The sequence below is a fragment of the Vibrio sp. V10_P2A27P122 genome (assembly GCF_963874335.1).
GTDB classification, from domain to species: domain Bacteria; phylum Pseudomonadota; class Gammaproteobacteria; order Enterobacterales; family Vibrionaceae; genus Vibrio; species Vibrio anguillarum.
In genome coordinates this window covers 1-21,379 of sequence record NZ_CAWNHY010000256.1, presented here as the reverse complement: position 1 = coordinate 21,379, position 21,379 = coordinate 1, and the positions used below count along the sequence as shown (strand labels likewise).

Here is a 21,379-nt window from a genome sequence, read left to right as displayed (position 1 = left end):
CGTCAGATGTGTCTAAGAGTCAGTTCATCTATTATTGGAACAAGTTTCTGATATGTAGAGAATTAACGTTTACTAATGATCCCCGTCATTAAATTTTTTGGTCATGATTGGCGTGAAGTCGGTTTTTAATGTTGCCGTACCCCACGCCGTACCCAGATTGATTTTTATTGAATGTATAACTCGTTAAATGCCTTATTTAATGCGTTCTAAAAGTACATCCGCTTCCATGTGGTGGGTATAGGCATAGAGCTATATGGTAATCAACCTGCCAGTTTAAGCCCTTTTCTCCTCACGAGTGATACATTTCCCTCAGCAGAAGTGGTTATATGATCGCTCCACCAGCACATGAGCTTTCTGCGTTGCTCAAGATATTCAGCACGATTATAAGCTTTCCTAACTTCATTCTTATCAACATGAGCTAATGCAGCTTCAATAACGTCAGGATTGAATCCTTGCTCGTTAAGAGTGGTACTTGCTAATGCTCTTAGTCCATGAGAAACCAACTGTCCTTCAAACCCCATCCTTTTCAGCGCCATATTAGCACTCTGACTATTTACATGGCTTTTCGGATCTTTGTTACTTGGAAAAATGAATTCTCTATGACCACTGATTGGCTTCATTATTTCTAAAAGTGCCAAAGTTTGCTCTGTAAGAGGGATTGTGTGGGGACGCTTCATCTTCATTCTTTCTTCAGGAACAACCCAAACTTTATTTTCAAAATCGATGTCCTGCCAACGTGCTGTAGCGCTTTCAATTGGTCTTGTCATCGTGTGTAGCTGCCACTCAAGCAAGCAACGAGTAGATAGCGTAATGTTTGCACCAGCTATAGCTTGCATTAACTCTGGTAGTCTTTCTGGTTCGATAGTTACCATATGCTGGCGTTTAGGGGCCGGAAAGAGCTTGGTGATGTCTGCTAGGTAGTTTACTTCAATGTCACCTGACGCTACAGCAAGACGCATAACCTCGTTGATTATACGACATAGTCTTTTAACTGTTTCTAGAGTTCCTTGTGCTTTTACTGGCTCAAGAATACTGAGTACCGTTCTGGGTTTGATATCTTGAATGGGGACATTCCCAAGTTTAGGTAGGATATGTTTCTCAAGAGCACGATAAGCTTTATCTGCTGTTTCTGGTTTTACGCTTTCTTTCTTGAGTGCTAACCATCTATCAGAAAATTTACCAAAGGTATTTTCAAGCTCTGCTCTTTCTTTTAAGAGCTGTTCATCTTTATGCTGCTTAGGATCGATATTGAGAGCTAAAAGAGTTTTTGCTTCAGAACGTCTTTTCCTTGCCTCAGCAAGAGAGACATCAGGAAAGCTACCAAAGCTTATGTTGTTTCTTTTTTTTGTTATCGGATGAGTGTATTTCAGAATCCACAACTTTGTACCATTCGTTTTAACACGCAATTGAAGGCCATCACCATCAGAGAGAGTGTATTCTTTGTCGGATTCTTTAGCTTGTTTAACTTGAGTGTTAGTTAAAGGGACCACTCTTTTTGCCATGATGTACCACCAAAATAGTCGATATTTAGCCGTTGGTACATTCGATGGTACATTAAAACGTGGATGTTACAAGATGAGCATGGACAGCTAAAGACAAAGATTGCTTGTTAGGTATTGATTTTACTGGGGTAGGTAGACGTTGGTAGACATATGTAGAAGAGAAAGTGGTGGCCCCTCCCAGACTTGAACTGGGGACCAATCGATTATGAGTCGACTGCTCTAACCACTGAGCTAAGGGGCCAAATTAGGTGTGTGATTATAGGGGATGGAGTTATGAGTGTCTACCCGCAAAATAGGGTAAATGCGCTTAGTTTTTATCCACTTAAACTATGAGATACAAAAAAGGTGAGCTTGTGCTCACCTTTTAGATTGGATAGGTTGCGATTACTCGTCTAAGAAGCTGCGCAATGTTTCAGAGCGGCTTGGGTGACGCAGTTTACGCAGTGCTTTCGCTTCAATTTGGCGGATACGCTCACGCGTTACGTCAAACTGCTTACCAACTTCTTCTAGCGTATGGTCTGTATTCATATCAATACCGAAACGCATACGCAGTACTTTCGCTTCACGAGGGGTTAGGCCAGCAAGAACGTCACGAGTCGCTGCTCTTAGGCTGGTGGCCGTAGCAGAATCAAGTGGTAGTTCAAGGGTTGTATCCTCGATAAAGTCACCAAGATGCGAATCTTCGTCGTCACCGATAGGTGTCTCCATCGAGATTGGCTCTTTAGCAATTTTCAGTACTTTACGAATTTTATCTTCTGGCATTTGCATGCGTTCTGCCAATTCTTCTGGCAGAGGCTCACGGCCCATCTCTTGCAGCATCTGACGTGAGATTCGATTCAGTTTGTTGATCGTTTCGATCATGTGCACTGGAATACGAATCGTACGTGCTTGGTCTGCAATTGAACGTGTGATAGCTTGGCGAATCCACCAAGTGGCGTAAGTTGAGAACTTATAACCACGGCGGTATTCAAACTTATCTACCGCTTTCATCAGGCCGATATTACCTTCTTGGATAAGATCCAAGAACTGCAGGCCACGGTTGGTGTATTTCTTCGCGATAGAAATAACCAGACGCAAGTTTGCTTCAACCATCTCTTTTTTCGCTCGACGAGCTTTCGCTTCACCGATAGACATGCGACGGCTGATGTCTTTAATGTTTTGTACATTCAAAGACGTTTCTTCTTCGATCATTTTCAATTTATGAATTGAACGACGAATGTCTTCTTCTTGCTGTCTGATTTTTTCTGCATAAGGTTTTTCTGAAGCGAGTACTTCATCTAACCATGCATCGCTTGATTCATTGCCAGTGAATAAGGCAATGAATGATTTCTTAGGCATTTTACCGTATTCGACCGCAGCTCTCATGATCAGACGTTCTTGAGTACGAACGCGATCCATAGAGGTGCGAAGCTTGTTGACTAGGTAGTCAAATTGCTTTGGCGTGAGTCGGAATTCACGGAAAATATCCAACATCAACTCGGTGGCTTGGGCGGCTTTATTGCTGTCATAGCCATGCTCATTTTTCGCGAGTTGAAGATTTTGATACTTGTTGCGTAGTTCGGTGAATTTTTCTAGCGCAAGCTCAGGGTCGATTCCTGCATCTTCTTCAGAGTCAGTATCTTCGCTGTCGTCATCGTCGTCATCATCGAGGTCGTCTTCATCAGCAAGGTCAGCACTAGCAAGCTCTGAACCGATATGGGTCGCTGTTGGGGCGTTCGTTGCATCTGAGTCAGGATCAACAAAACCTGATATCAGGTCTGTTAAACGAAGTTCTTCAGCAAGAACTTTGTCAAATTGCTCTAAGATGTATGGAATGGTGCCTGGATATTCAGCCACTGCGCGTTGAACTTGGTTAATACCATCTTCAATACGCTTAGCGATATCAATTTCACCTTCGCGAGTCAGCAGTTCTACGGTACCCATTTCGCGCATATACATGCGCACAGGGTCGGTAGTACGACCAATTTCGCTTTCTACACTGGATAATGCAGCGGCTGCAGCTTCGGCAGCATCCTCATCGGTGATTGCGTTGTCATCATTTAGAGCAAGATCATCGGCATCAGGGGCAGTTTCTACCACCTTAATGCCCATGTCATTGATCATCTGAATGATATCTTCTACCTGCTCGGAATCTACGATTTCTGCTGGTAGGTGGTCATTTACTTCGGCGTAGGTCAGATAGCCTTGCTCTTTGCCTTTAATGACAAGTAGTTTTAGCTGTGACTGCGGATTTTGATCCATAGACGGTATCCAACTTCATATCTGGTGAAGGAATTAGTATGCGAAATGCAAACCACATATACTAACAAATTTATTCATTGCTGACTATTTAAACTGGGTTACGCTTTCAAGTCTTTCATTAAGTCTTGAAGCTCCCGTCTCTCTTCGGCTGATAAACCGACGCTTCTTTCTTTTGCCTGCAGGTTTTCAATTTGCTTTTCGATGCATTGAGCCAATATTTTGTCCAATGAATCTAAAAATAGTTCTTCTTGGTTGTCTTCAACAAGTGGAATTTCCCAACTTGCGAGGCGAGACAGAAGGGTCTCGTTTTTATTACCGCGCCAGTGTTCAAGCAATTGGCCTGTAGTAATATTGGGGTACGCTTGACAATTCTCAAGTACCTCAATTAATAAACTTAAACCGGGTATGGGCAATGATTGAACGCTGGAAATATCAGGCACCATTTCAGCATAGCTTGGATTTTGAATAAGCAAAGCGATCACTTCACGCATCGGTGTGCGTTTGAGCTCTTTGTGTGGCTGTGAGCGGTGTTTGTCTGATTCTGGCAGTGATGGCTTTTTATAAATCCCAGTTTTTTGCCCTAATATTTTGAGCAATTGCGCTTGTAGAGATGTGTCTGGCACTTTATTAATCAGTGGTAGTGCCAGCGCCTCAAGCGCCGCTTTCCCTTCGTTATTACCGACATCAACTTGTGACAGTAGGTTGGTGAATAGGTATTTGGATAGGGGTTCAGCATCTTGCACTAACTGTTCAAAGGCCGCTTTTCCATGGGTTCTGATGTAGCTATCTGGGTCTTCACCGTCAGGTAAAAACAGAAATTTAAGAATATTGCCACTTTTGAGATAACTCAACGCATTTTCCAGTGCGCGCCACGCCGCTTCTCGCCCTGCTCGGTCACCATCATAGCAACAGACCACCGTATTGGTTTGGCGAAAAAGCAGTTGCAGGTGATCGCCAGTAGTTGAGGTTCCTAGCGAAGCAACCGAGTAGTCCACTCCATATTGCGCCAGTGCCACCACATCCATATAACCTTCAACCACTAATATTTGCGGGGGTTCACGATAGGCTTGCATGACATCGTATAGGCCATACAGCTCTTTACCTTTATGGAAAATGGGGGTTTCTGGGGAGTTCAGGTATTTTGGCGTTCCATCACCCGTAACGCGTCCACCAAAGCCGATCACTCGTCCGCGGCGGTCGCGAATGGGAAACATAATACGTCCACGAAAACGATCGTAGCGGTTGCCTTTGTCATTTTCGATCAACATACCGCCAGTGACGAGCATCTCTTGGCTTTCTTGTTGCTGACCGAAGTTTTTGCGCACTAAATCCCATTCGTCAGCGATATAGCCAATACCAAATTTCTGCACGATTTCGCCAGAAAGACCGCGATCTTTCAGATACTCGATGGCATGACGATTACCCGGAACTTTGAGTTGGTTGCGGTAAAACTGCGCAATGCTGCCCATTAAGTCATAAAGGGTGCGTTTTTCTTCACTATTGGCTTTAGGGGCTGATGAGAAATGGCCACTAGAGCGTTGCTCTCGGGGAACTTCTAGCCCCACAAAAGAAGCCAATTCTTCGATGGCCTCGACGAATTCAAGGCGTTCATATTCCATCATGAAGTCGATGGCGTTGCCATGCACGCCACAACCAAAGCAGTGATAGAACTGTTTTTCTTGGCTTACACTAAATGAGGGCGTTTTTTCATTATGAAATGGGCAGCAAGCACCGTAGTTCTTACCTTTTTTCTTAAGTTTCACACGTGCGTCTATGATGTCGACAATATCAAGTCGAGCAAGGAGATCATCAATAAAACTGCGAGGGATGTGTCCTGCCATAAAACCTAAAAGAAAAGATTAAAACGAATGATTAGATACAAACAAGCCGTGCGCTCCAGAGGATAGCACGGCTTGATGCAATTTGATGCGGGCATTTAAGCGAGTTTAGTTCGAACTAATCCGCTGACTTTACCCATATCTGCACGCCCTTGAATTTGCGGTTTCAAGACAGCCATCACTTTCCCCATGTCTTGCATGCCAGCAGCAGCGGACTGTGTGATTGCATCATCAATTAATGCGCTCACTTCATCATCGCTCAACGGCTGAGGCATAAATGCCTCAAGGATAGTGATTTCTGCTTGCTCTGCATCTGCGAGATCTTGACGATTGGCAGCTTCATATTGAGCGACAGAGTCGCGACGCTGTTTAACCATTTTTACCATCACAGCAAGAATATCGTCGTCGTTCAGAGTGATCTGCTCGTCGACTTCTCGTTGTTTGATCGCGGATAAGGCTAAACGAATAGTGCCAAGGCGTACTTTATCCTTGGCTTTCATCGCTAATTTTTGCTCTTCTTTGAGGATATCAATTAGAGCCATAACTCTTGTTCCTTAATGGAAAAAGGTTATTAGTACAGGCGAACGCGACGTGCGTTTTCGCGAGCTAGCTTCTTAGCGTGACGCTTTTGAGCTGCTGCTTTAGCGCGTTTGCGAACGGTAGTTGGTTTTTCATAGTGCTCACGACGACGCACTTCAGAAAGGATACCTGCTTTTTCGCAAGAGCGCTTGAAACGACGTAATGCAACATCGAACGGTTCGTTTTCACGTACTTTAACTATTGGCATATGCCTTTCACCTCAGGGGTTATTCGTTAACGCTGATATTTTGAGGCTTAAACCACAAGATTTCTTGTCTGTTTGCTCGGTTATCAGCTTGATCAAAAATGGTGCGGAATTTTAATCCGATCGCAATAGCTTTGTAAAGCACTTTGTCGATTATAGTCTGTACAAAATTTGTTTACGGAGCCAAGGCGGGGTAACATGGCGGCCATTTCCAATTGTTGATGAAAGCGTGCTGAGAAAATTATGCGCATTATTGGTATTGAAACCTCGTGTGACGAGACTGGCATCGCCATTTATGACGAAGAGAAAGGCTTACTTTCTCATCAATTGTACAGCCAAGTAAAACTGCACGCCGATTACGGCGGTGTGGTGCCGGAGCTTGCTTCTAGAGACCATGTTAAAAAGACCATTCCACTGATAAAAGCAGCGATGGCTGAAGCGAATTTGACGCCTGCGGATATTGATGGCGTGGCTTACACCGCAGGTCCTGGTTTAGTGGGTGCGCTGCTTGTTGGCGCGACGATTGGCCGTAGTTTGGCTTATGCGTGGAATGTGCCTGCGGTGCCTGTTCACCATATGGAAGGGCACCTTTTAGCTCCGATGCTTGAAGATAATCCGCCTCCGTTTCCGTTTGTGGCCGTACTGGTTTCCGGTGGTCATTCCATGATGGTAGAGGTGAAAGGGATTGGTGAATATAAGATCCTCGGAGAGTCTATTGATGACGCGGCCGGTGAGGCGTTTGATAAAACCGCGAAGCTGATGGGGCTTGATTATCCTGGGGGGCCATTGTTGGCTCGTTTGGCTGAAAAAGGAACGCCAGGGCGTTTTAAGTTTCCGCGTCCGATGACGGATCGACCAGGGTTAGACATGAGTTTCTCTGGTTTAAAAACATTTACAGCCAATACGATTGCAGCTAATGAGAATGATGATCAGACCCGAGCGGATATTGCGTATGCCTTTCAAGAGGCGGTGTGTGGCACTTTAGTGATTAAGTGCAAACGCGCCCTTGAGCAAACTGGCATGAAACGCATTGTTATTGCCGGTGGCGTGAGTGCCAATAAACAGTTACGCGCAGAGCTTGGCGCACTGGCGAAAAAAATTGGTGGTGAAGTGTATTACCCGCGTACTGAGTTTTGTACCGACAACGGTGCAATGATTGCTTATGCGGGTATGCAGCGTTTAAAAAATGGTGAGACAGTCGATTTAGCGGTGCAGGCAACACCTCGCTGGCCGATTGATCAACTTAAACCCATTATTTAGCGGGTGTCGCAACGGTCTCTTTTTAGAGGCCGTTTTGTTCTTTGGTACTTCCGTTTCTGTGGCGTTCTGTATTGATTTTAATTAGCCATTGCTTACATTCTGCTCTGAGCTGTTATCGCTCATATCAATGCTACAATGCCAACCTACTTTACTAATATTGGATTCACAATGAAGACATTTGTTATTGATGATTGCCAGATGCGTTATTTGGATCAAGGGCAAGGTGAAGTGCTTGTTTTCGGTCACAGTTATCTGTGGGACAGCGCAATGTGGGCACCTCAGGTGGAAGCGTTGAGTCAACACTACCGCTGTATCGTGCCTGATTTATGGGCGCATGGTCAGTCAGATTTCGCACCGTCATCCATGAACACACTGAAAGATTATGCTCAGCATATTTTGGCTTTGATGGACCACTTATCGATTGAGCAGTTTTCTATCATTGGTCTTTCTGTAGGTGGAATGTGGGGGGCTGAGTTAGCCGTTCTTGCGCCTGCGCGCGTGAAATCATTAGTGATGATGGATACCTTTGTTGGTCTAGAGCCTGAAGTCAGCCATGCAAAATATTTTGCCATGCTCGATGCGATTGCGGCGATGCAGCAAGTGCCATCACCGATTGTTGATGCAGTTGTACCGATGTTTTTTGCAAAAGATGGCGAGCAGCAATCTCCGACATTAGTGGCTGGATTCAAGCAACATTTATCGGCGCTTACTGGTCAACAAGCGGTGGAAGTGGCTCGGTTGGGGAAAATGATCTTCGGTCGTCGTGACATGATTGAAGAGGTGGAACAATTGAGGTTGCCAGTGTTGATTGCAGCTGGCGCTGAAGATATGCCTCGTCCGCCTCTTGAGGCTTACTTAATGAATGATGCCATTCACGGCAGTGAGTTAGAGGTTATTGCTAATGCTGGACATATCAGTAACTTAGAGCAACCTGAATACGTTACCGCCATGTTGACCCGTTTCTTGAAAAAAGCGCTTAGCTAGTCTTCCCTTATTAGCGGGTCATGCTTAATCAAAAAAGGCTTCGTAAGAGGCCTTTTACTTATTCGTCATTGACGTTATTTGCAAGCGGGTTTATCCATCATCCAAGCTAGCTCAAGAACCAAGCGTTTTTTTCTCACCCACTTTCGGCTCTGTGCCAGCCAATAACCGTTTAATATTTTGGTGATGGCGAAACACGATAAGGCAGCACAGCATTGCTACCGGTAAGGTATATTGCGGTTTGATCAACCAAGTGTAGAACGGAGCGAGCAGCACGGTAACCAAAGCCGCTAAGGATGAATAGCGAAATAAAAATGCAACGCTGACCCAAGTCAATATGATAAGTGCGGTGAGATCTAAACCGATCGGTGCGATTGCTCCCAGTGCTGTTGCAACACCTTTTCCGCCTTTAAAATGAAAGAAAATAGGATACATATGGCCAAGGCAAGCGGCGATGGCGACTAGGCCCAATAGAATGGGGTCAATCCCCAAATAGTAGCTGCCCCATACTGGAATAGTACCTTTGAGCATGTCACACAGCAGTACCGCGATGGCGGCTTTTTTTCCACCAATGCGTAATACGTTAGTTGCACCGGGGTTATTTGAGCCCATATTGCGAGGATCGGGCAGGCGTAATAAACGGCAGATCAACACCGCACTTGAGATCGAACCCAGTAAATAGGCAGAAATGATCATTATCAGTGCGAGTGGTGTCATAAGTACCTCTGCAGTGGAAATGCCCTAAAGCAAGTTCACAAGCCATTGTTAACCATGATGAAAAGCAAAAAAATGTTTTGGATTTCGCATCTCGACTCAGTTTGGGTATATGATATCGCGATTAGGCAAAATAGTACGATTTTTTACGTAATTAGGGTATCCGACCTCTAGAGGAAGAGACGCAAAAATGGACAAAGTCTTTATTGAACAGCTGACGGTAATTACGACCATTGGCGTGTATGATTGGGAACAAGAGATTAAGCAGAAGTTGGTGCTCGACATCGAAATGGCGCACGACAATCAACCCGCAGGTAAAAGTGATGATGTGAGCGATGCATTAGACTACGCACAAGTGAGTCAAGCGGTGATCGCACATATTGAAAATGGTCGCTTTTTATTGGTAGAGCGTGTTGCAGAAGAAGTAGCAGAGCTTCTGATGCAGCGTTTTTCCGTTCCTTGGGTTAAAATTCGCTTAGCAAAGCCCGGCGCGGTAGCACAGGCATCCAGTGTTGGCGTTATCATTGAGCGAGGCCATGCATGACGACGGTCTATGTTGGCGTCGGTTCTAATATTGAAAGACGCAAACATATCGAAGCAGCCATCGAGGAATTGTCGACCATCGGAAATCATCTACAGATCTCGACCATTTACGAATGTGCATCGGTTGGTTTCAATAGTGCGGCTTTTTATAATTTAGTTGTTGCGCTGGAAACAAGGCTTTCGTTGAGTGATTTCGTGGCGCAACTTCGAGCGATTGAATCTCGATGGGGGCGCGACCCGCAGGCGAAAAAATTTCAAGATCGCACCTTAGATCTCGATATCATCTTGTTTGGTGAAGAAATTTCAGTGCAAGATCCTGAACTGCCACGCAGTGATATCTTTAAATATCCATTTGTCATACAACCACTTTACGATTTGTCACCGGAACGGATCGTTCCCAATGATGGTCGTAGTGTGCGTCAAATATGGCAACAGGCGATCAACTTAGAATCGCTCACCCCTGTCAAACTTTGGTTCGACATTAATTAATAAGAGTCAGTAATGAGTTATTTAGAAGCGTTTTTTTTGGCTTTGATTCAAGGCTTAACCGAATTTTTACCTATCTCCAGCTCCGCCCATTTAATTTTGCCTTCAGCCATTTTAGGCTGGGAAGATCAAGGTCTTGCCTTTGATGTGGCGGTGCATGTCGGCACATTAGCTGCCGTGGTTATCTATTTTAGGAAAGAAGTCGTGACTTTACTGCGCGCTTTTTTTGCCTCGATTTTTAAAGGCGAGCGCAGTAAAGAATCGAAACTGGCATGGATGATCGTATTAGCAACCATTCCTGCCTGTATTTTCGGCTTTTTTATGAAAGATATTGTTGAACTCTACCTACGCAGTGCTTGGGTGATAGCAACCACCACTATTATTTTTGGTCTATTACTGTGGTATGTCGATAAAAACGCTCCATTAGCGGATGATGAATACCAAGCCGATTGGAAAAAATCGCTGATGATTGGTTTGGCACAAGCGGTTGCGGTGATCCCCGGTACCTCTCGCTCAGGAGCGACCATCACTGCGGCGTTGTATCTTGGTTTTACTCGTGAAGCGGCCGCGCGTTTTTCTTTCTTGATGTCGATTCCTATCATTGTTTTGGCGGGTGGCTATTTAGGGTTAAAGCTGGTGACCAGTGGCGAACCTGTGCATTTTGGTTTCTTAACGACGGGTATCCTGACCTCCTTTATCAGTGCTTATATTTGTATCCATTTCTTCTTAAAACTGATTTCTAAAATGGGCATGACTCCGTTTGTCATTTACCGTTTAATTCTGGGTGGCGGCTTATTTGCGTTCCTAATGATGAGTTAAATAAAGGCTTGTGGTATAAATAGCCATCATTTTCGTGCTGTGTTAGAGCGTCACTTTTTTTAAACAGCACGCTTTGTTTATCGTTTACGTTCTCTTTCATAGTGAGCGTTTTGAATGGTTATAGATGTGATGCGACTTTTTGCGGTGACATTGGCGTTATTATTCGGTTTATTACAGTACGATTTGTGGCTCGGTAAAAATGGCATTGCTGATTATCGAACCATTGTCGATGAAATTGACGTGCAGCAACAAGTAAACGAAAACCTAACGCTACGAAATTCGGAAATGTTCGTCGAAATTGATGATTTACGACAAGGATTGGACGCGATTGAAGAGCGAGCGCGTCATGAATTAGGAATGATAAAAGAAGGTGAAACTTTCTATCGATTGGTCGGTGAGGATAGTCAATAAATGCCGCACAGTACGCTTTCTCTTACCGCGATTGTACCGGCTGCTGGTGTCGGCAGCCGAATGCAAGCAGATCGTCCGAAACAGTATTTAACCATACACAACAAAACCGTTCTCGAACACACAATAGCGACGCTGCTCGCGCACCCTAATATTGATCGCGTTGTTGTCGCCGTCAGTGACGATGATCCTTACTATTTTGCTCTGCCATTAGCCACTAACCCCAATGTTATTCGTGTCAGCGGTGGTCAAGAGCGAGCCGACTCGGTGCTCTCGGCGCTGCAATATGTTTTAGCTAATTCCCTAGGTGAATGGGTTCTCGTGCATGATGCAGCGCGGCCTTGTCTTACTTTTGCAGATATTGACCGATTGATTACGACGGCTAAAGAGCATCCAGTAGGTGCGATTTTAGCTGCACCTGTTCGAGACACAATGAAGCGTGCTGATGGCGAAAACAACATTGATCATACCGTTGATCGCGTCGCATTATGGCATGCACTCACCCCACAGATGTTTAGAGCCAAGCCGCTTTTTGAGGCTTTGTCGGATGCGTTAGATCAGCAAGTCATCATCACCGATGAAGCATCCGCAATGGAGTGGCAAGGGTTACATCCAGCGTTGGTCGCTGGGCGGGCGGATAATCTAAAAATTACGCAACCCGAAGATCTCGCTTTAGCTGAGTTTTACTTAGGTCGTACTTCTTCACTAGCCGCAATAGGAAATAACCATGATTAGAATTGGCCACGGTTTTGATGTTCATAAGTTTGGCGGTGAAGGCCCAGTCATCATTGGGGGAATTGCCGTTCCTTATGAGCAAGGCTTAATTGCTCATTCCGATGGTGATGTCGCCTTGCATGCTTTAAGTGATGCGCTGCTTGGCGCGATTGCCGCAGGTGATATTGGCCGCCATTTCCCCGATACCGATGATAAATGGAAAGGGGCAGATAGCCGTGAATTATTGAAAGATGTCTATCGCCGTGTGAAAGCGCAAGGCTACCGTTTAGGAAATGCCGACGTCACCATTATCGCGCAAGCGCCGAAGATGGCGCCGTATATTGAAGCGATGTGCGCTGCCATTGCGCAAGATCTTGAAACGACGCTAGATAATATTAACGTCAAAGCAACCACAACCGAGCGCCTTGGTTTCACTGGGCGCAAAGAAGGTATTGCTTGCGAAGCGGTTGTCTTATTGATCAAATGTACTACAGATTAAATGCACGGTTGATCAAAGCATAATATTGCCTTAATAAAACGACCCAACAAATTGAAGAGGTAATGGTAATTCACTTACCTCTCCTTCTATGTAAAAACACGTTATTGATGGACTACCGCCAACGAATGGCACGCTCAGTAACGCGCAATAGCGGCTCATGCGTCGCTGTTTTTATTATTACCGCCAACTCGCGTCAGCGACGGATGAAAACATGTCAGATATATTATCTTCATTGGCTTACCTTTGTGGTAAACCAGCCGTTAAAGCCAAAATAAAAGCCAAGCCAGAGCACTTTAAAGTGATTGAAGACTTAGGATTCGAACTGGCAGGAAGTGGTGAACACTTAATGGTTCATATTCGTAAAACTGGTGAAAATACCAGTTTTGTGGTCAATGAATTGGCTAAAGCATGTGGTGTGAAATCAAAAGATGTGAGTTGGGCTGGTCTGAAAGATCGTCATGCGGTTACGCAGCAGTGGCTCAGTGTACATTTACCAAAAGGTGAGACGCCAGATTTCACCGAGTTTTTGGCTCAATATCCGAGCATCGAAATTCTGGAAACTACGCGTCACAATAAAAAGTTGCGCCCCGGAGATTTAGTCGGCAATCATTTTGAAATCACGCTTTCTGAAGTCACCGACACCGCCGAAGTCGTGACGCGATTAGAGCACATCGCCACGCACGGTGTGCCTAATTATTTTGGTAGCCAACGTTTTGGCAATCACGGCAATAACCTCAGTGAAGCGCGTCGCTGGGGAAAAGAGAACGTGCGTTCACGTAACCAAAATCAGCGCAGTTTGTATCTTTCGGCGGCCCGTTCGTGGATTTTCAACCAAATTGTCTCTGCCCGTATCGAGCAAGATAAGTTACACCAATTTATCGAAGGAGATATCGCACTTGAGGGAGAGAAAACGACCTTAGTTACCTTGGCGAATCTTACCGATCTCAATAACAAACTGGCATTGAATGAAGTGCAAATAAGTGCTGCTTTGGCGGGCGATAACGCACTACCGACGCAAGGTGAGGCTTTAGATTTAGAACAAGTTCACCTTGATGCTGAACCTGACTTGATGGCACTGATCCGCAGCAATCGTATGCGTCATGAGCGCCGGGCGCTGATGCTTAAGCCTCAGAATCTTTCTTGGACAGTTGAACAAGACAATGTGACGTTACGTTTTGATTTAGATGCAGGAAGTTTTGCTACCTCAGTCATTCGCGAATTGGTTGAAGAGATAGCGGTTGAACGCGAGTTCTAAGGAAAAAACTCGATGAAGATTTTATTAAGCAATGATGATGGTGTATACGCGCAAGGTTTAAATACCCTAGCACGCGCGCTGGCTGATCTCGCCGAGATCGTGATTGTCGCGCCGGATCGTAATCGGTCAGGAGCCTCCAATTCGCTGACATTAGAGCAGCCGCTTCGTGTGGATCTCATTGCACCCAATACCTATTCAGTGCAAGGCACACCAACCGATTGTGTGCATTTTGCACTCAATGAACTGCTCAAAGATGATCTGCCTGATTTGGTGCTGACAGGCATCAATCATGGTGCGAATTTGGGCGATGACGTGCTCTATTCGGGCACGGTTGCGGCGGCGATGGAAGGGCACTTTCTTGGGGTGCAAGCGATCGCGTTTTCACTGGTCGGGACGGCTAATTTTACTACGGCAGCCCAGATAGCACGCCAGTTGGTCGAACAGCATCTCAATGCCCCGATCCCAACCAATCGATTATTGAATGTGAACGTACCAGATCGTCCATTTGAGGAGTTAGCGGGTATTCAAGTGACGCGTTTAGGTGCTCGCCATCACGCAGAAAGTATGATTAAGCAGAAAGATCCTCGTGGGCATGATATTTATTGGTTAGGTCCTCCGGGTAAAGAGCAAGATGCAGGGCAAGGGACTGATTTCTATGCGATTGAGCATGGCTATGTCTCCTTGACGCCGTTGCAGGTTGATCTCACGGCTCATGAGTCACTGCCAAGTATGGATAACTGGTTGAAGGAAAAAGGGTAATGGCCAATCCACATGCCGACAGATTAATTGAATTTCTGATCGCGAATGGTATCCAAGATCAAACCGTTTTGGATGCCATTCATTGTTTGCCAAGAGAAAGCTTTGTTTCTCAGGCGATGATGCATCAAGCCTATGACAACAATGCCTTGCCGATAGGCCAAGGACAAACGATTTCACAACCTTACATTGTGGCAAAAATGACGCAGCTTTTAGAACTTGAGCCGCAGAGTAAGGTCTTAGAAATTGGCACAGGATCGGGTTATCAAACCGCTGTGCTTGCCCAGTTGGTTGAGCACGTGTATTCGATTGAACGGATCAAGTCATTGCAGTGGGACGCGAAGCGTCGTTTAAAGCAACTTGATATTTATAACGTCTCCACTAAGCATGGTGATGGCTGGTTGGGCTGGGATGCTAAAGCTCCTTTTGATGCGATCATTGTTACGGCGGCAGCCGAATTTGTCCCAAATGCGCTGCTTGATCAGCTTGCGGAAGGTGGCCGTTTAGTGATTCCTGTCGGCAGTAGTGAGCAACAGTTATTGAAAATAGTTCGCCAAGGCGATGATTTTATTTCTAACACCATTGAGATGGTGCGTTTTGTTCCTTTAGTTGCCGGTGATTTAGCTTAGTGATGATGAGTAACCTAAGAAACAGAGTAATAATGGTGCTAATTAGTAGCGTCCTTATCGGATGTGCTGCTCATACTCCTGCACCCGTTTCTGGGCTCAATAAAGACTATAATGCCATTCCTCGTGGTAGTTATCGCGGCAGTTTTTACGAAGTGCAAAAAGGCGATACGCTCTATTTTATATCTTATGTCACAGATAAAAATGTAAACGACTTGATCCGTTTCAATAATTTAAAAAAACCTTACACCATTCATCCCGGTCAAAAACTCAAATTATGGATCCCCAATTACACGCCTCCTGCTTACGGTGTAACAGAAGTCATTGTGGCTGCAACCCCTTCGAGCACAATGGCTGGCTTAGTTTCCCCCCCAATGGTTGTAGACGGAGTGAGTAAAAACTCTAATCAAAATAGTGGATCTAATGCCGCAAGTTCTTCGACCAAAGTCGCAAAGAAAGATCCTCCTAAGGTAGTTGAACAATCGAAATCAAAAGAGTATGTTGATTCAAAAGGTAAGCAAAATGTTAATGCTAATGTAACCTTTGCTAAACCAAAAGATGATAAAGTTTCAAAATGGTTATGGCCGACACAAGGGAGAATAATTAAAAACTTTTCAGCAGGCGATCAAGGAAATAAAGGGATCGATATCGCAGGACAGCGTGGTCAATCCATTTTATCAACTGCTGCAGGAACCGTTGTCTATTCGGGAAATGCATTAAGAGGTTACGGCAATCTTGTGATTGTTAAACATAACGATAACTACCTCAGTGCTTATGCTCATAACGATCGGTTACTGGTAAAAGAAGGACAAAGTGTTAAAGCTGGCCAAAAAATAGCAACCATGGGCAGCTCAGGAACCAGCAGTGTTCGTTTACACTTTGAAATTCGTTATCAAGGTAAGTCGGTGAATCCAAAACGCTACTTACCGTAAACATACTTGAAAGAGTCATGTAGCGACATTAGAAAGTAGTAATGTCTTGCTAGCTCGCCAGGGGGAGGCGCTATGAGTATCAGCAATGCAGTAACGAAAGTCGAAGAGTTTGAAGACCAAGAGATCATGGATTCGATTGAGGTTGATGAAGAACTCACCACCACTAAAAGCCAAAGCGATGACGATGTTCAAATCGAAGATGCTAAAGAAGGATTTGACGCGTCAACAAAAAGCTTAGATGCAACACAGATGTATCTTAGCGAGATTGGTTTTTCTCCATTATTAACAGCCCAAGAAGAAGTACTTTATGCTCGTCGTTCACTGAGAGGCGATGAAGCTGCTCGTAAACGCATGATCGAAAGTAACTTACGTTTGGTCGTTAAAATTTCTCGCCGTTATGGTAATCGTGGCTTAGCTTTACTCGATCTAATTGAAGAGGGTAATTTAGGCTTGATCCGCGCGGTAGAAAAATTTGATCCAGAACGTGGCTTTAGATTCTCAACCTATGCTACTTGGTGGATCCGTCAAACCATTGAACGTGCATTAATGAACCAAACGCGCACTATCCGTTTGCCAATTCATGTCGTTAAAGAGTTGAATATCTACCTTCGCACGGCTCGCGAGCTGTCGCAGAAGTTAGATCACGAACCTACCGCAGAAGAAATTGCGTTCCAACTGGATAAGCCAGTAGAAGATGTCAGTAAAATGCTACGTCTGAACGAGCGTATCAGTTCTGTTGATACACCGATTGGCGGCGATGGTGACAAAGCACTACTCGATATCATCCCAGATACGAACAACTCTGATCCTGAAATTTCTACGCAAGATGATGATATCCGTGAATCACTACTGAATTGGTTAGATGAACTGAACCCAAAACAAAAAGAGGTACTTGCACGCCGTTTTGGACTATTAGGTTATGAACCGTCCACCTTAGAAGAAGTCGGGCGCGAAATTAACTTAACCCGTGAACGAGTTCGTCAAATTCAAGTGGAAGGTCTACGTCGTTTGAGAGAGATCTTGGTTAAACAAGGCTTGAACATGGAAGCACTGTTTAATGTTGAATACGACTAAAGGTTGGTTCAACAAGACCTTGACTCATAGAACCATTGATTTATAAAACCGTTGATTTATAAAACTATTGCATAAAAGCACAAAAGGCACCGACTTAAAATCGATGCCTTTTTTATTTTTAATATCAGATTGTTACATTAGCTTCTTCAAGCGATAAAGTGCTTCTAACGCTTGGCGAGGCGTTAGATCGTCAGGATCAATAGCTGCTAATGCCTGTTCGACTTCGCTTGGGTCTGGGATCAAACTGAGTTGATTAGCAATATCTACGGTTGAGCTTTTGCTGCCATTGGGCTGCTGTTGGCTCAATAACTCGAGCTGCGACAGTTTAGCGCGCGCGTTTTTGATCACTGTTTTAGGCACGCCAGCAAGACCTGCCACTGCTAGGCCGTAAGATTTACTTGCCGCCCCTTCTTGAACCGCATGCATAAAGGCAATGCTATCGCCATGTTCCACGGCATCTAAATGCACGTTGGCTAAGTGAGGTAGCTGGTTTGGCAGCTCGGTCAGTTCAAAATAATGAGTGGCAAATAGCGTTAGCGCGCCAATTTGGCTTGCGAGCCATTGTGCACTTGCCCAAGCCAGTGATAACCCATCATAGGTACTGGTGCCGCGGCCAATTTCATCCATCAATACCAAGCTATTTTGTGTCGCATTATGCAAAATGTTGGCAGTTTCGGTCATTTCAACCATGAAAGTAGAGCGACCAGAGGCGAGATCGTCCGATGCACCAATACGGGTGAAGATGCGGTCAATCGAACCGATGTGTGCTGCTTCTGCTGGCACATAGCAACCGATATGCGCTAATAAAGTAATCAATGCAGTTTGGCGCATGTAGGTCGATTTACCGCCCATGTTAGGCCCGGTAATGATCAACATTTTTCGTTGCGGATTGAGCTCAATTGGGTTGGCAATGAAGGGTTCATTCATCACTTGCTCAACGACAGGGTGACGGCCCGCTTGAATATGGATCGCTGGCTCTTTACTCAAGGTCGGGCGACAGTAATCTAAGCTTTCAGCGCGCTCGGCAAGGTTTTGCAACACATCGAGCTGCGATAGAGCAGATGCAAGGTTTTGCATCTGCTCTAAATGAGGCAACAATAAGTCAAATAACTCTTCCCAAAGCTGCTTTTCCACTGCTAGTGCTTTTGATTTCGAGTTGAGCACTTTATCTTCATGCGCTTTTAGCTCGGCAATAATATACCGCTCGGCATTTTTCAGTGTTTGGCGGCGCACATAGTGGGGAGGAACAAGGTGACTCTGGCCACGGCTGACTTGAATGTAGAAACCGTGAATCGCGTTGTAGCCGACTTTTAGCGTATCAATGCCGTGACGTTCGCGCTCTTCAGCTTCTAATTTATTCAAGTATTCGGTTGCGCCGTTGGCTAAATCACGCCATTCATCCAGTTCGGCGCTGTAGCCATCGGCAATCACGCCACCATCACGAATCACAACTGGTGGGTTGTCTTTGATCGCTCGCTCAAGCAGTGTGCACAGCTTATCCAATGGCTGTACATGATGAGTTAACTGAACTAAGTGGGGTTGTGATAAGGGTTGCAGTATTTCACTGAGCTGCGGCAATTGCTGCATCGCATGTCGCAGGCGTGCTAAGTCTCTTGGGCGAGCGGAACGCAATGCCAAACGAGCAAGAATACGTTCAATATCGCCAATCTGTTTCAGCACAGGTTGTAATTCACTAAACAGAGCAAGCTGTTTCAACTCGCCGATCGCATCAAGGCGTTGATTCAGCGTATCAATACAGCGCATCGGTTGGTGTAACCAGCGTTTGAGCATGCGGCTGCCCATTGGGGTGGCGCAGTGATCGAGCACTTCCGCTAAGGTGTTATCAAAGCCACCGGACAAGTTCTGCGTGATCTCTAAATTACGGCGCGTGGCGGCATCTAAGATCACCGAGTGATCTTGGCGATCAAACGTCAGCGAACGAATATGAGGCAGTGCAGTGCGCTGCGTATCTTTCACGTATTGAATCAAGCAGCCAGCGGCGCATAAGCCCAGTTTAGCCTGTTCTACGCCAAAACCGACCAAATCACGCGTACCAAATTGCTGGTTCAACTGCTGTTTTGCTGTCTCTAACTCAAATTCCCAAATAGGGCGGCGACGGTTTCCTTTGCGGTTGCCCATTAAAGTGACTGGCGTGAAATCTTCAGGGAAGAGCAGTTCGCGTGGTGCGGTGCGTTGCAGTTCGGCGGCCATCGCCTCTTCGGTTTCTGGCTCACTCAGTTGGAAGCGCCCTGAAGTGATGTCTAAGGTTGCGTAGCCAAAGCGACCATCGTGGTGGTAGATGGCAGCAATTAAGTTATCGACTCGCTCAGAGAGCAAGGCTTCATCCGTGACCGTACCGGGCGTGACAATCCGCACCACTTTACGCTCAACGGGGCCTTTGCTGGTGGCAGGATCGCCAATTTGTTCACAAATCGCGACGGATTCGCCTTGCTGTACCAATTTCGCTAAGTAACCTTCCACGGCGTGATAGGGAACGCCCGCCATTGGAATAGGCTCACCCGCAGAAGCACCGCGTTTGGTGAGTGATATTTCCAGCAATTGCGATGCGCGTTTAGCGTCATCGTAAAACAGCTCGTAGAAATCGCCCATCCGATAAAAGAGCAGAATATCGGGGTTTTCGGCTTTCAATTGCAGATATTGCCGCATCATCGGGGTGTGCTGTGGTGAAGACTCGGCGGAAGATGCGCTGGATTTGCTCATGTTATTCGTCACTCGATTATCAATGGCTGACTGTGAAAATGACCACCCTACAGGAATGGCAGCGGCCTTAGCTCTGACATGAGTTAGAAAGAATCGTCAGAGCATGCATTTAAATAGTTGGAGAGGATAACAAACTTCGCTATTGCTGAGCAATCAAGGGATGCTGATGTGGAAGCAAAGCCAAGGGCTAAAAAGTGATGAGCGCGTTCAGCACTGATTAGCCCGTTGGGGTGGAGATTAGATCTAAGAAAAAAGACCGGATGAGAGATAACGATCGCCTCGATCGCAAATGATGGCGACGACCACCGCTCCTGGATTTTGTTGCGCGATTTGTAACGCAGCGAAAACGGCGCCTCCAGAGCTGACGCCAGCGCAAATGCCTTCTTGGGTTGCCAAAGCACGAGCCGTATTGATGGCATCTTGCTCTTCGATATCGAGTACCACATCAACACGTGATGATTCAAAAATACCGGGTAAATAAGCTTGAGGCCAGCGGCGAATTCCCGGAATTGCACTGCCTTCTGCTGGTTGTAAACCGACAATGCTTATCTCTGGATTTTGCGTTTTTAGATAGCGAGAAGTGCCCATGATGGTGCCCGTTGTGCCCATACTTGAGACAAAGTGGGTGATTTCCCCGTGGCTTTGTTGCCAAATTTCTGGGCCAGTAGAATCGAAATGAGCTTGCGGGTTGTCGGGGTTATTGAATTGATCGAGTACTTTTCCTTTGCCTTCACTTTGCATTTTTAATGCTAAATCGCGCGCTCCTTCCATGCCTTGCTCTTTGCTGACTAAAATGAGCTCACAACCATACGCTTTCATCGCGTCTTTACGCTCTTGGGTGGCATTATCCGGCATGATTAAAATCATTTTGTAGCCTTTGATGGCGGCCGCCATTGCCAGCGCAATACCCGTGTTGCCGCTGGTCGCTTCAATGATGGTATCGCCCGGTTGGATCTCTTGGCGACGCTCTGCTTGCACTATCATATTGAGTGCTGGGCGATCTTTGACTGAACCTGCTGGGTTATTGCCTTCTAGCTTGACCAATACGGTGCTTGAGGTGTGAGCCGCCAGTCGCTGCAAGCGAACTAAAGGCGTTTGCCCGACATATGCTTCAATCGTTGGAAAGTCCGCCATCATGTTGTCCTTAATTTTTTTAGTCGGAAGAGTAAGATGACGTATCCACCTTACCGAACACTACTATAAAGTCGTGCTGGTAATTGGCATAC

General features: G+C 45.6%; 21 protein-coding genes and 1 tRNA gene. 13 read left to right on the top strand and 9 right to left on the bottom strand.

Features of this window, described 5'->3' with window-relative positions; genetic code table 11:
• Positions 1 to 260: 260 nt before the first annotated feature.
• The 6 genes from AACQ17_RS12660 to rpsU all read right to left on the bottom strand — a co-directional run bounded on the left by AACQ17_RS12660 (position 261) and on the right by rpsU (position 6,368).
• Positions 261 to 1,502, bottom strand: a complete 1,242-nt coding sequence (locus AACQ17_RS12660; RefSeq protein WP_094147172.1) for an integrase domain-containing protein — start codon at positions 1,500 to 1,502, stop codon at positions 261 to 263.
• A 165-nt stretch (positions 1,503 to 1,667) separates the two neighbouring features.
• Positions 1,668 to 1,743: transfer RNA gene (locus AACQ17_RS12655), tRNA-Ile, on the bottom strand.
• A 143-nt stretch (positions 1,744 to 1,886) separates the two neighbouring features.
• Positions 1,887 to 3,743: an RNA polymerase sigma factor RpoD gene (gene rpoD, locus AACQ17_RS12650; RefSeq protein WP_013857727.1), complete on the bottom strand. Its 1,857-nt coding sequence runs from the start codon at positions 3,741 to 3,743 to the stop codon at positions 1,887 to 1,889.
• Positions 3,744 to 3,841: 98 nt separating this feature from the next.
• On the bottom strand, positions 3,842 to 5,584 hold the full coding sequence (gene dnaG / locus AACQ17_RS12645) for a DNA primase (protein ID WP_013857726.1): 1,743 nt from the start codon (positions 5,582 to 5,584) through the stop codon (positions 3,842 to 3,844).
• Positions 5,585 to 5,679: 95 nt separating this feature from the next.
• Positions 5,680 to 6,123 (bottom strand): GatB/YqeY domain-containing protein, encoded by a 444-nt coding sequence (locus AACQ17_RS12640; protein ID WP_010318215.1) that lies wholly within the window; start codon positions 6,121 to 6,123, stop codon positions 5,680 to 5,682.
• 29 nt (positions 6,124 to 6,152) lie between these two features.
• The gene (gene rpsU, locus AACQ17_RS12635) at positions 6,153 to 6,368 is read right to left on the bottom strand and encodes a 30S ribosomal protein S21 (RefSeq protein ID WP_004396009.1); all 216 of its coding nucleotides are present in this window, start codon (positions 6,366 to 6,368) and stop codon (positions 6,153 to 6,155) included.
• A 240-nt stretch (positions 6,369 to 6,608) separates the two neighbouring features.
• On the opposite strand from rpsU, the gene tsaD reads away from it, so the two are divergent.
• Positions 6,609 to 7,625 (top strand): tRNA (adenosine(37)-N6)-threonylcarbamoyltransferase complex transferase subunit TsaD, encoded by a 1,017-nt coding sequence (gene tsaD, locus AACQ17_RS12630; RefSeq protein WP_017046706.1) that lies wholly within the window; start codon positions 6,609 to 6,611, stop codon positions 7,623 to 7,625.
• Between the two features lie 135 nt (positions 7,626 to 7,760).
• Complete coding sequence (locus tag AACQ17_RS12625; RefSeq protein WP_094129980.1) at positions 7,761 to 8,609, top strand: alpha/beta fold hydrolase; 849 nt, start codon at positions 7,761 to 7,763, stop codon at positions 8,607 to 8,609.
• A gap of 111 nt (positions 8,610 to 8,720) precedes the next feature.
• Here the strand turns inward: AACQ17_RS12625 and plsY are convergent, their stop codons facing one another.
• On the bottom strand, positions 8,721 to 9,323 hold the full coding sequence (plsY, locus tag AACQ17_RS12620; RefSeq protein WP_017047525.1) for a glycerol-3-phosphate 1-O-acyltransferase PlsY: 603 nt from the start codon (positions 9,321 to 9,323) through the stop codon (positions 8,721 to 8,723).
• 187 nt (positions 9,324 to 9,510) lie between these two features.
• Here plsY and folB point away from each other — a divergent pair, with 187 nt between their 5' ends.
• The 11 genes from folB to rpoS all read left to right on the top strand — a co-directional run bounded on the left by folB (position 9,511) and on the right by rpoS (position 17,432).
• Positions 9,511 to 9,864: a bifunctional dihydroneopterin aldolase/7,8-dihydroneopterin epimerase gene (gene folB / locus AACQ17_RS12615; RefSeq protein WP_017047526.1), complete on the top strand. Its 354-nt coding sequence runs from the start codon at positions 9,511 to 9,513 to the stop codon at positions 9,862 to 9,864.
• The gene (gene folK, locus AACQ17_RS12610; RefSeq protein WP_094147171.1) at positions 9,861 to 10,352 is read left to right on the top strand and encodes a 2-amino-4-hydroxy-6-hydroxymethyldihydropteridine diphosphokinase; all 492 of its coding nucleotides are present in this window, start codon (positions 9,861 to 9,863) and stop codon (positions 10,350 to 10,352) included. The genes folB and folK overlap by 4 nt, the downstream gene beginning before the upstream one ends.
• 12 nt (positions 10,353 to 10,364) lie before the next feature.
• On the top strand, positions 10,365 to 11,168 hold the full coding sequence (locus tag AACQ17_RS12605; RefSeq protein ID WP_013857720.1) for an undecaprenyl-diphosphate phosphatase: 804 nt from the start codon (positions 10,365 to 10,367) through the stop codon (positions 11,166 to 11,168).
• Between the two features lie 129 nt (positions 11,169 to 11,297).
• Positions 11,298 to 11,579: a cell division protein FtsB gene (ftsB, locus tag AACQ17_RS12600; RefSeq protein WP_026027578.1), complete on the top strand. Its 282-nt coding sequence runs from the start codon at positions 11,298 to 11,300 to the stop codon at positions 11,577 to 11,579.
• A complete protein-coding gene (gene ispD / locus AACQ17_RS12595; RefSeq protein WP_010320457.1) occupies positions 11,580 to 12,311 on the top strand; it encodes a 2-C-methyl-D-erythritol 4-phosphate cytidylyltransferase in 732 nt (243 codons plus the stop codon). It abuts the gene before it with no gap.
• Positions 12,304 to 12,789 carry a 2-C-methyl-D-erythritol 2,4-cyclodiphosphate synthase gene (gene ispF, locus AACQ17_RS12590; RefSeq protein ID WP_013857718.1) on the top strand — a complete coding sequence of 162 codons (486 nt, stop codon included), beginning with the start codon at positions 12,304 to 12,306 and terminating at the stop codon, positions 12,787 to 12,789. Before ispD ends, ispF begins: the two co-directional genes overlap by 8 nt.
• A gap of 157 nt (positions 12,790 to 12,946) precedes the next feature.
• Positions 12,947 to 14,044 carry a tRNA pseudouridine(13) synthase TruD gene (truD, locus tag AACQ17_RS12585; protein ID WP_017046713.1) on the top strand — a complete coding sequence of 366 codons (1,098 nt, stop codon included), beginning with the start codon at positions 12,947 to 12,949 and terminating at the stop codon, positions 14,042 to 14,044.
• 12 nt (positions 14,045 to 14,056) lie between these two features.
• Positions 14,057 to 14,803, top strand: a complete 747-nt coding sequence (surE, locus tag AACQ17_RS12580) for a 5'/3'-nucleotidase SurE (RefSeq protein WP_010320454.1) — start codon at positions 14,057 to 14,059, stop codon at positions 14,801 to 14,803.
• Entirely contained in the window at positions 14,803 to 15,429 is a 627-nt protein-coding gene (locus AACQ17_RS12575; RefSeq protein WP_013857716.1) for a protein-L-isoaspartate(D-aspartate) O-methyltransferase, read from the top strand. Before surE ends, AACQ17_RS12575 begins: the two co-directional genes overlap by 1 nt.
• 5 nt (positions 15,430 to 15,434) lie before the next feature.
• A complete protein-coding gene (gene nlpD / locus AACQ17_RS12570) occupies positions 15,435 to 16,358 on the top strand; it encodes a murein hydrolase activator NlpD (protein ID WP_029189954.1) in 924 nt (307 codons plus the stop codon).
• Between the two features lie 72 nt (positions 16,359 to 16,430).
• Positions 16,431 to 17,432 (top strand): RNA polymerase sigma factor RpoS, encoded by a 1,002-nt coding sequence (gene rpoS, locus AACQ17_RS12565; protein ID WP_017046716.1) that lies wholly within the window; start codon positions 16,431 to 16,433, stop codon positions 17,430 to 17,432.
• A 132-nt stretch (positions 17,433 to 17,564) separates the two neighbouring features.
• Here the strand turns inward: rpoS and mutS are convergent, their stop codons facing one another.
• Together mutS and cysM are read right to left on the bottom strand one after the other, a co-directional pair.
• On the bottom strand, positions 17,565 to 20,153 hold the full coding sequence (mutS, locus tag AACQ17_RS12560; protein ID WP_094146903.1) for a DNA mismatch repair protein MutS: 2,589 nt from the start codon (positions 20,151 to 20,153) through the stop codon (positions 17,565 to 17,567).
• 243 nt (positions 20,154 to 20,396) lie between these two features.
• Positions 20,397 to 21,287 (bottom strand): cysteine synthase CysM, encoded by an 891-nt coding sequence (gene cysM / locus AACQ17_RS12555; RefSeq protein ID WP_047688250.1) that lies wholly within the window; start codon positions 21,285 to 21,287, stop codon positions 20,397 to 20,399.
• Positions 21,288 to 21,379: the final 92 nt, after the last annotated feature.

Bases quoted from the DNA above. Each gene is read 5' to 3' on its own strand.
- AACQ17_RS12660 (WP_094147172.1), bottom strand. From the start codon at position 1,502: ATGGCAAAAAGAGTGGTCCCTTTAACTAACACTCAAGTTAAACAAGCT.
- rpoD (WP_013857727.1), bottom strand. From the start codon at position 3,743: ATGGATCAAAATCCGCAGTCACAGCTAAAACTACTTGTCATTAAAGGC.
- dnaG (WP_013857726.1), bottom strand. From the start codon at position 5,584: ATGGCAGGACACATCCCTCGCAGTTTTATTGATGATCTCCTTGCTCGA.
- AACQ17_RS12640 (WP_010318215.1), bottom strand. From the start codon at position 6,123: ATGGCTCTAATTGATATCCTCAAAGAAGAGCAAAAATTAGCGATGAAA.
- rpsU (WP_004396009.1), bottom strand. From the start codon at position 6,368: ATGCCAATAGTTAAAGTACGTGAAAACGAACCGTTCGATGTTGCATTA.
- tsaD (WP_017046706.1), top strand. From the start codon at position 6,609: ATGCGCATTATTGGTATTGAAACCTCGTGTGACGAGACTGGCATCGCC.
- AACQ17_RS12625 (WP_094129980.1), top strand. From the start codon at position 7,761: ATGCCAACCTACTTTACTAATATTGGATTCACAATGAAGACATTTGTT.
- plsY (WP_017047525.1), bottom strand. From the start codon at position 9,323: ATGACACCACTCGCACTGATAATGATCATTTCTGCCTATTTACTGGGT.
- folB (WP_017047526.1), top strand. From the start codon at position 9,511: ATGGACAAAGTCTTTATTGAACAGCTGACGGTAATTACGACCATTGGC.
- folK (WP_094147171.1), top strand. From the start codon at position 9,861: ATGACGACGGTCTATGTTGGCGTCGGTTCTAATATTGAAAGACGCAAA.
- AACQ17_RS12605 (WP_013857720.1), top strand. From the start codon at position 10,365: ATGAGTTATTTAGAAGCGTTTTTTTTGGCTTTGATTCAAGGCTTAACC.
- ftsB (WP_026027578.1), top strand. From the start codon at position 11,298: ATGCGACTTTTTGCGGTGACATTGGCGTTATTATTCGGTTTATTACAG.
- ispD (WP_010320457.1), top strand. From the start codon at position 11,580: ATGCCGCACAGTACGCTTTCTCTTACCGCGATTGTACCGGCTGCTGGT.
- ispF (WP_013857718.1), top strand. From the start codon at position 12,304: ATGATTAGAATTGGCCACGGTTTTGATGTTCATAAGTTTGGCGGTGAA.
- truD (WP_017046713.1), top strand. From the start codon at position 12,947: ATGCGTCGCTGTTTTTATTATTACCGCCAACTCGCGTCAGCGACGGAT.
- surE (WP_010320454.1), top strand. From the start codon at position 14,057: ATGAAGATTTTATTAAGCAATGATGATGGTGTATACGCGCAAGGTTTA.
- AACQ17_RS12575 (WP_013857716.1), top strand. From the start codon at position 14,803: ATGGCCAATCCACATGCCGACAGATTAATTGAATTTCTGATCGCGAAT.
- nlpD (WP_029189954.1), top strand. From the start codon at position 15,435: ATGAGTAACCTAAGAAACAGAGTAATAATGGTGCTAATTAGTAGCGTC.
- rpoS (WP_017046716.1), top strand. From the start codon at position 16,431: ATGAGTATCAGCAATGCAGTAACGAAAGTCGAAGAGTTTGAAGACCAA.
- mutS (WP_094146903.1), bottom strand. From the start codon at position 20,153: ATGAGCAAATCCAGCGCATCTTCCGCCGAGTCTTCACCACAGCACACC.
- cysM (WP_047688250.1), bottom strand. From the start codon at position 21,287: ATGGCGGACTTTCCAACGATTGAAGCATATGTCGGGCAAACGCCTTTA.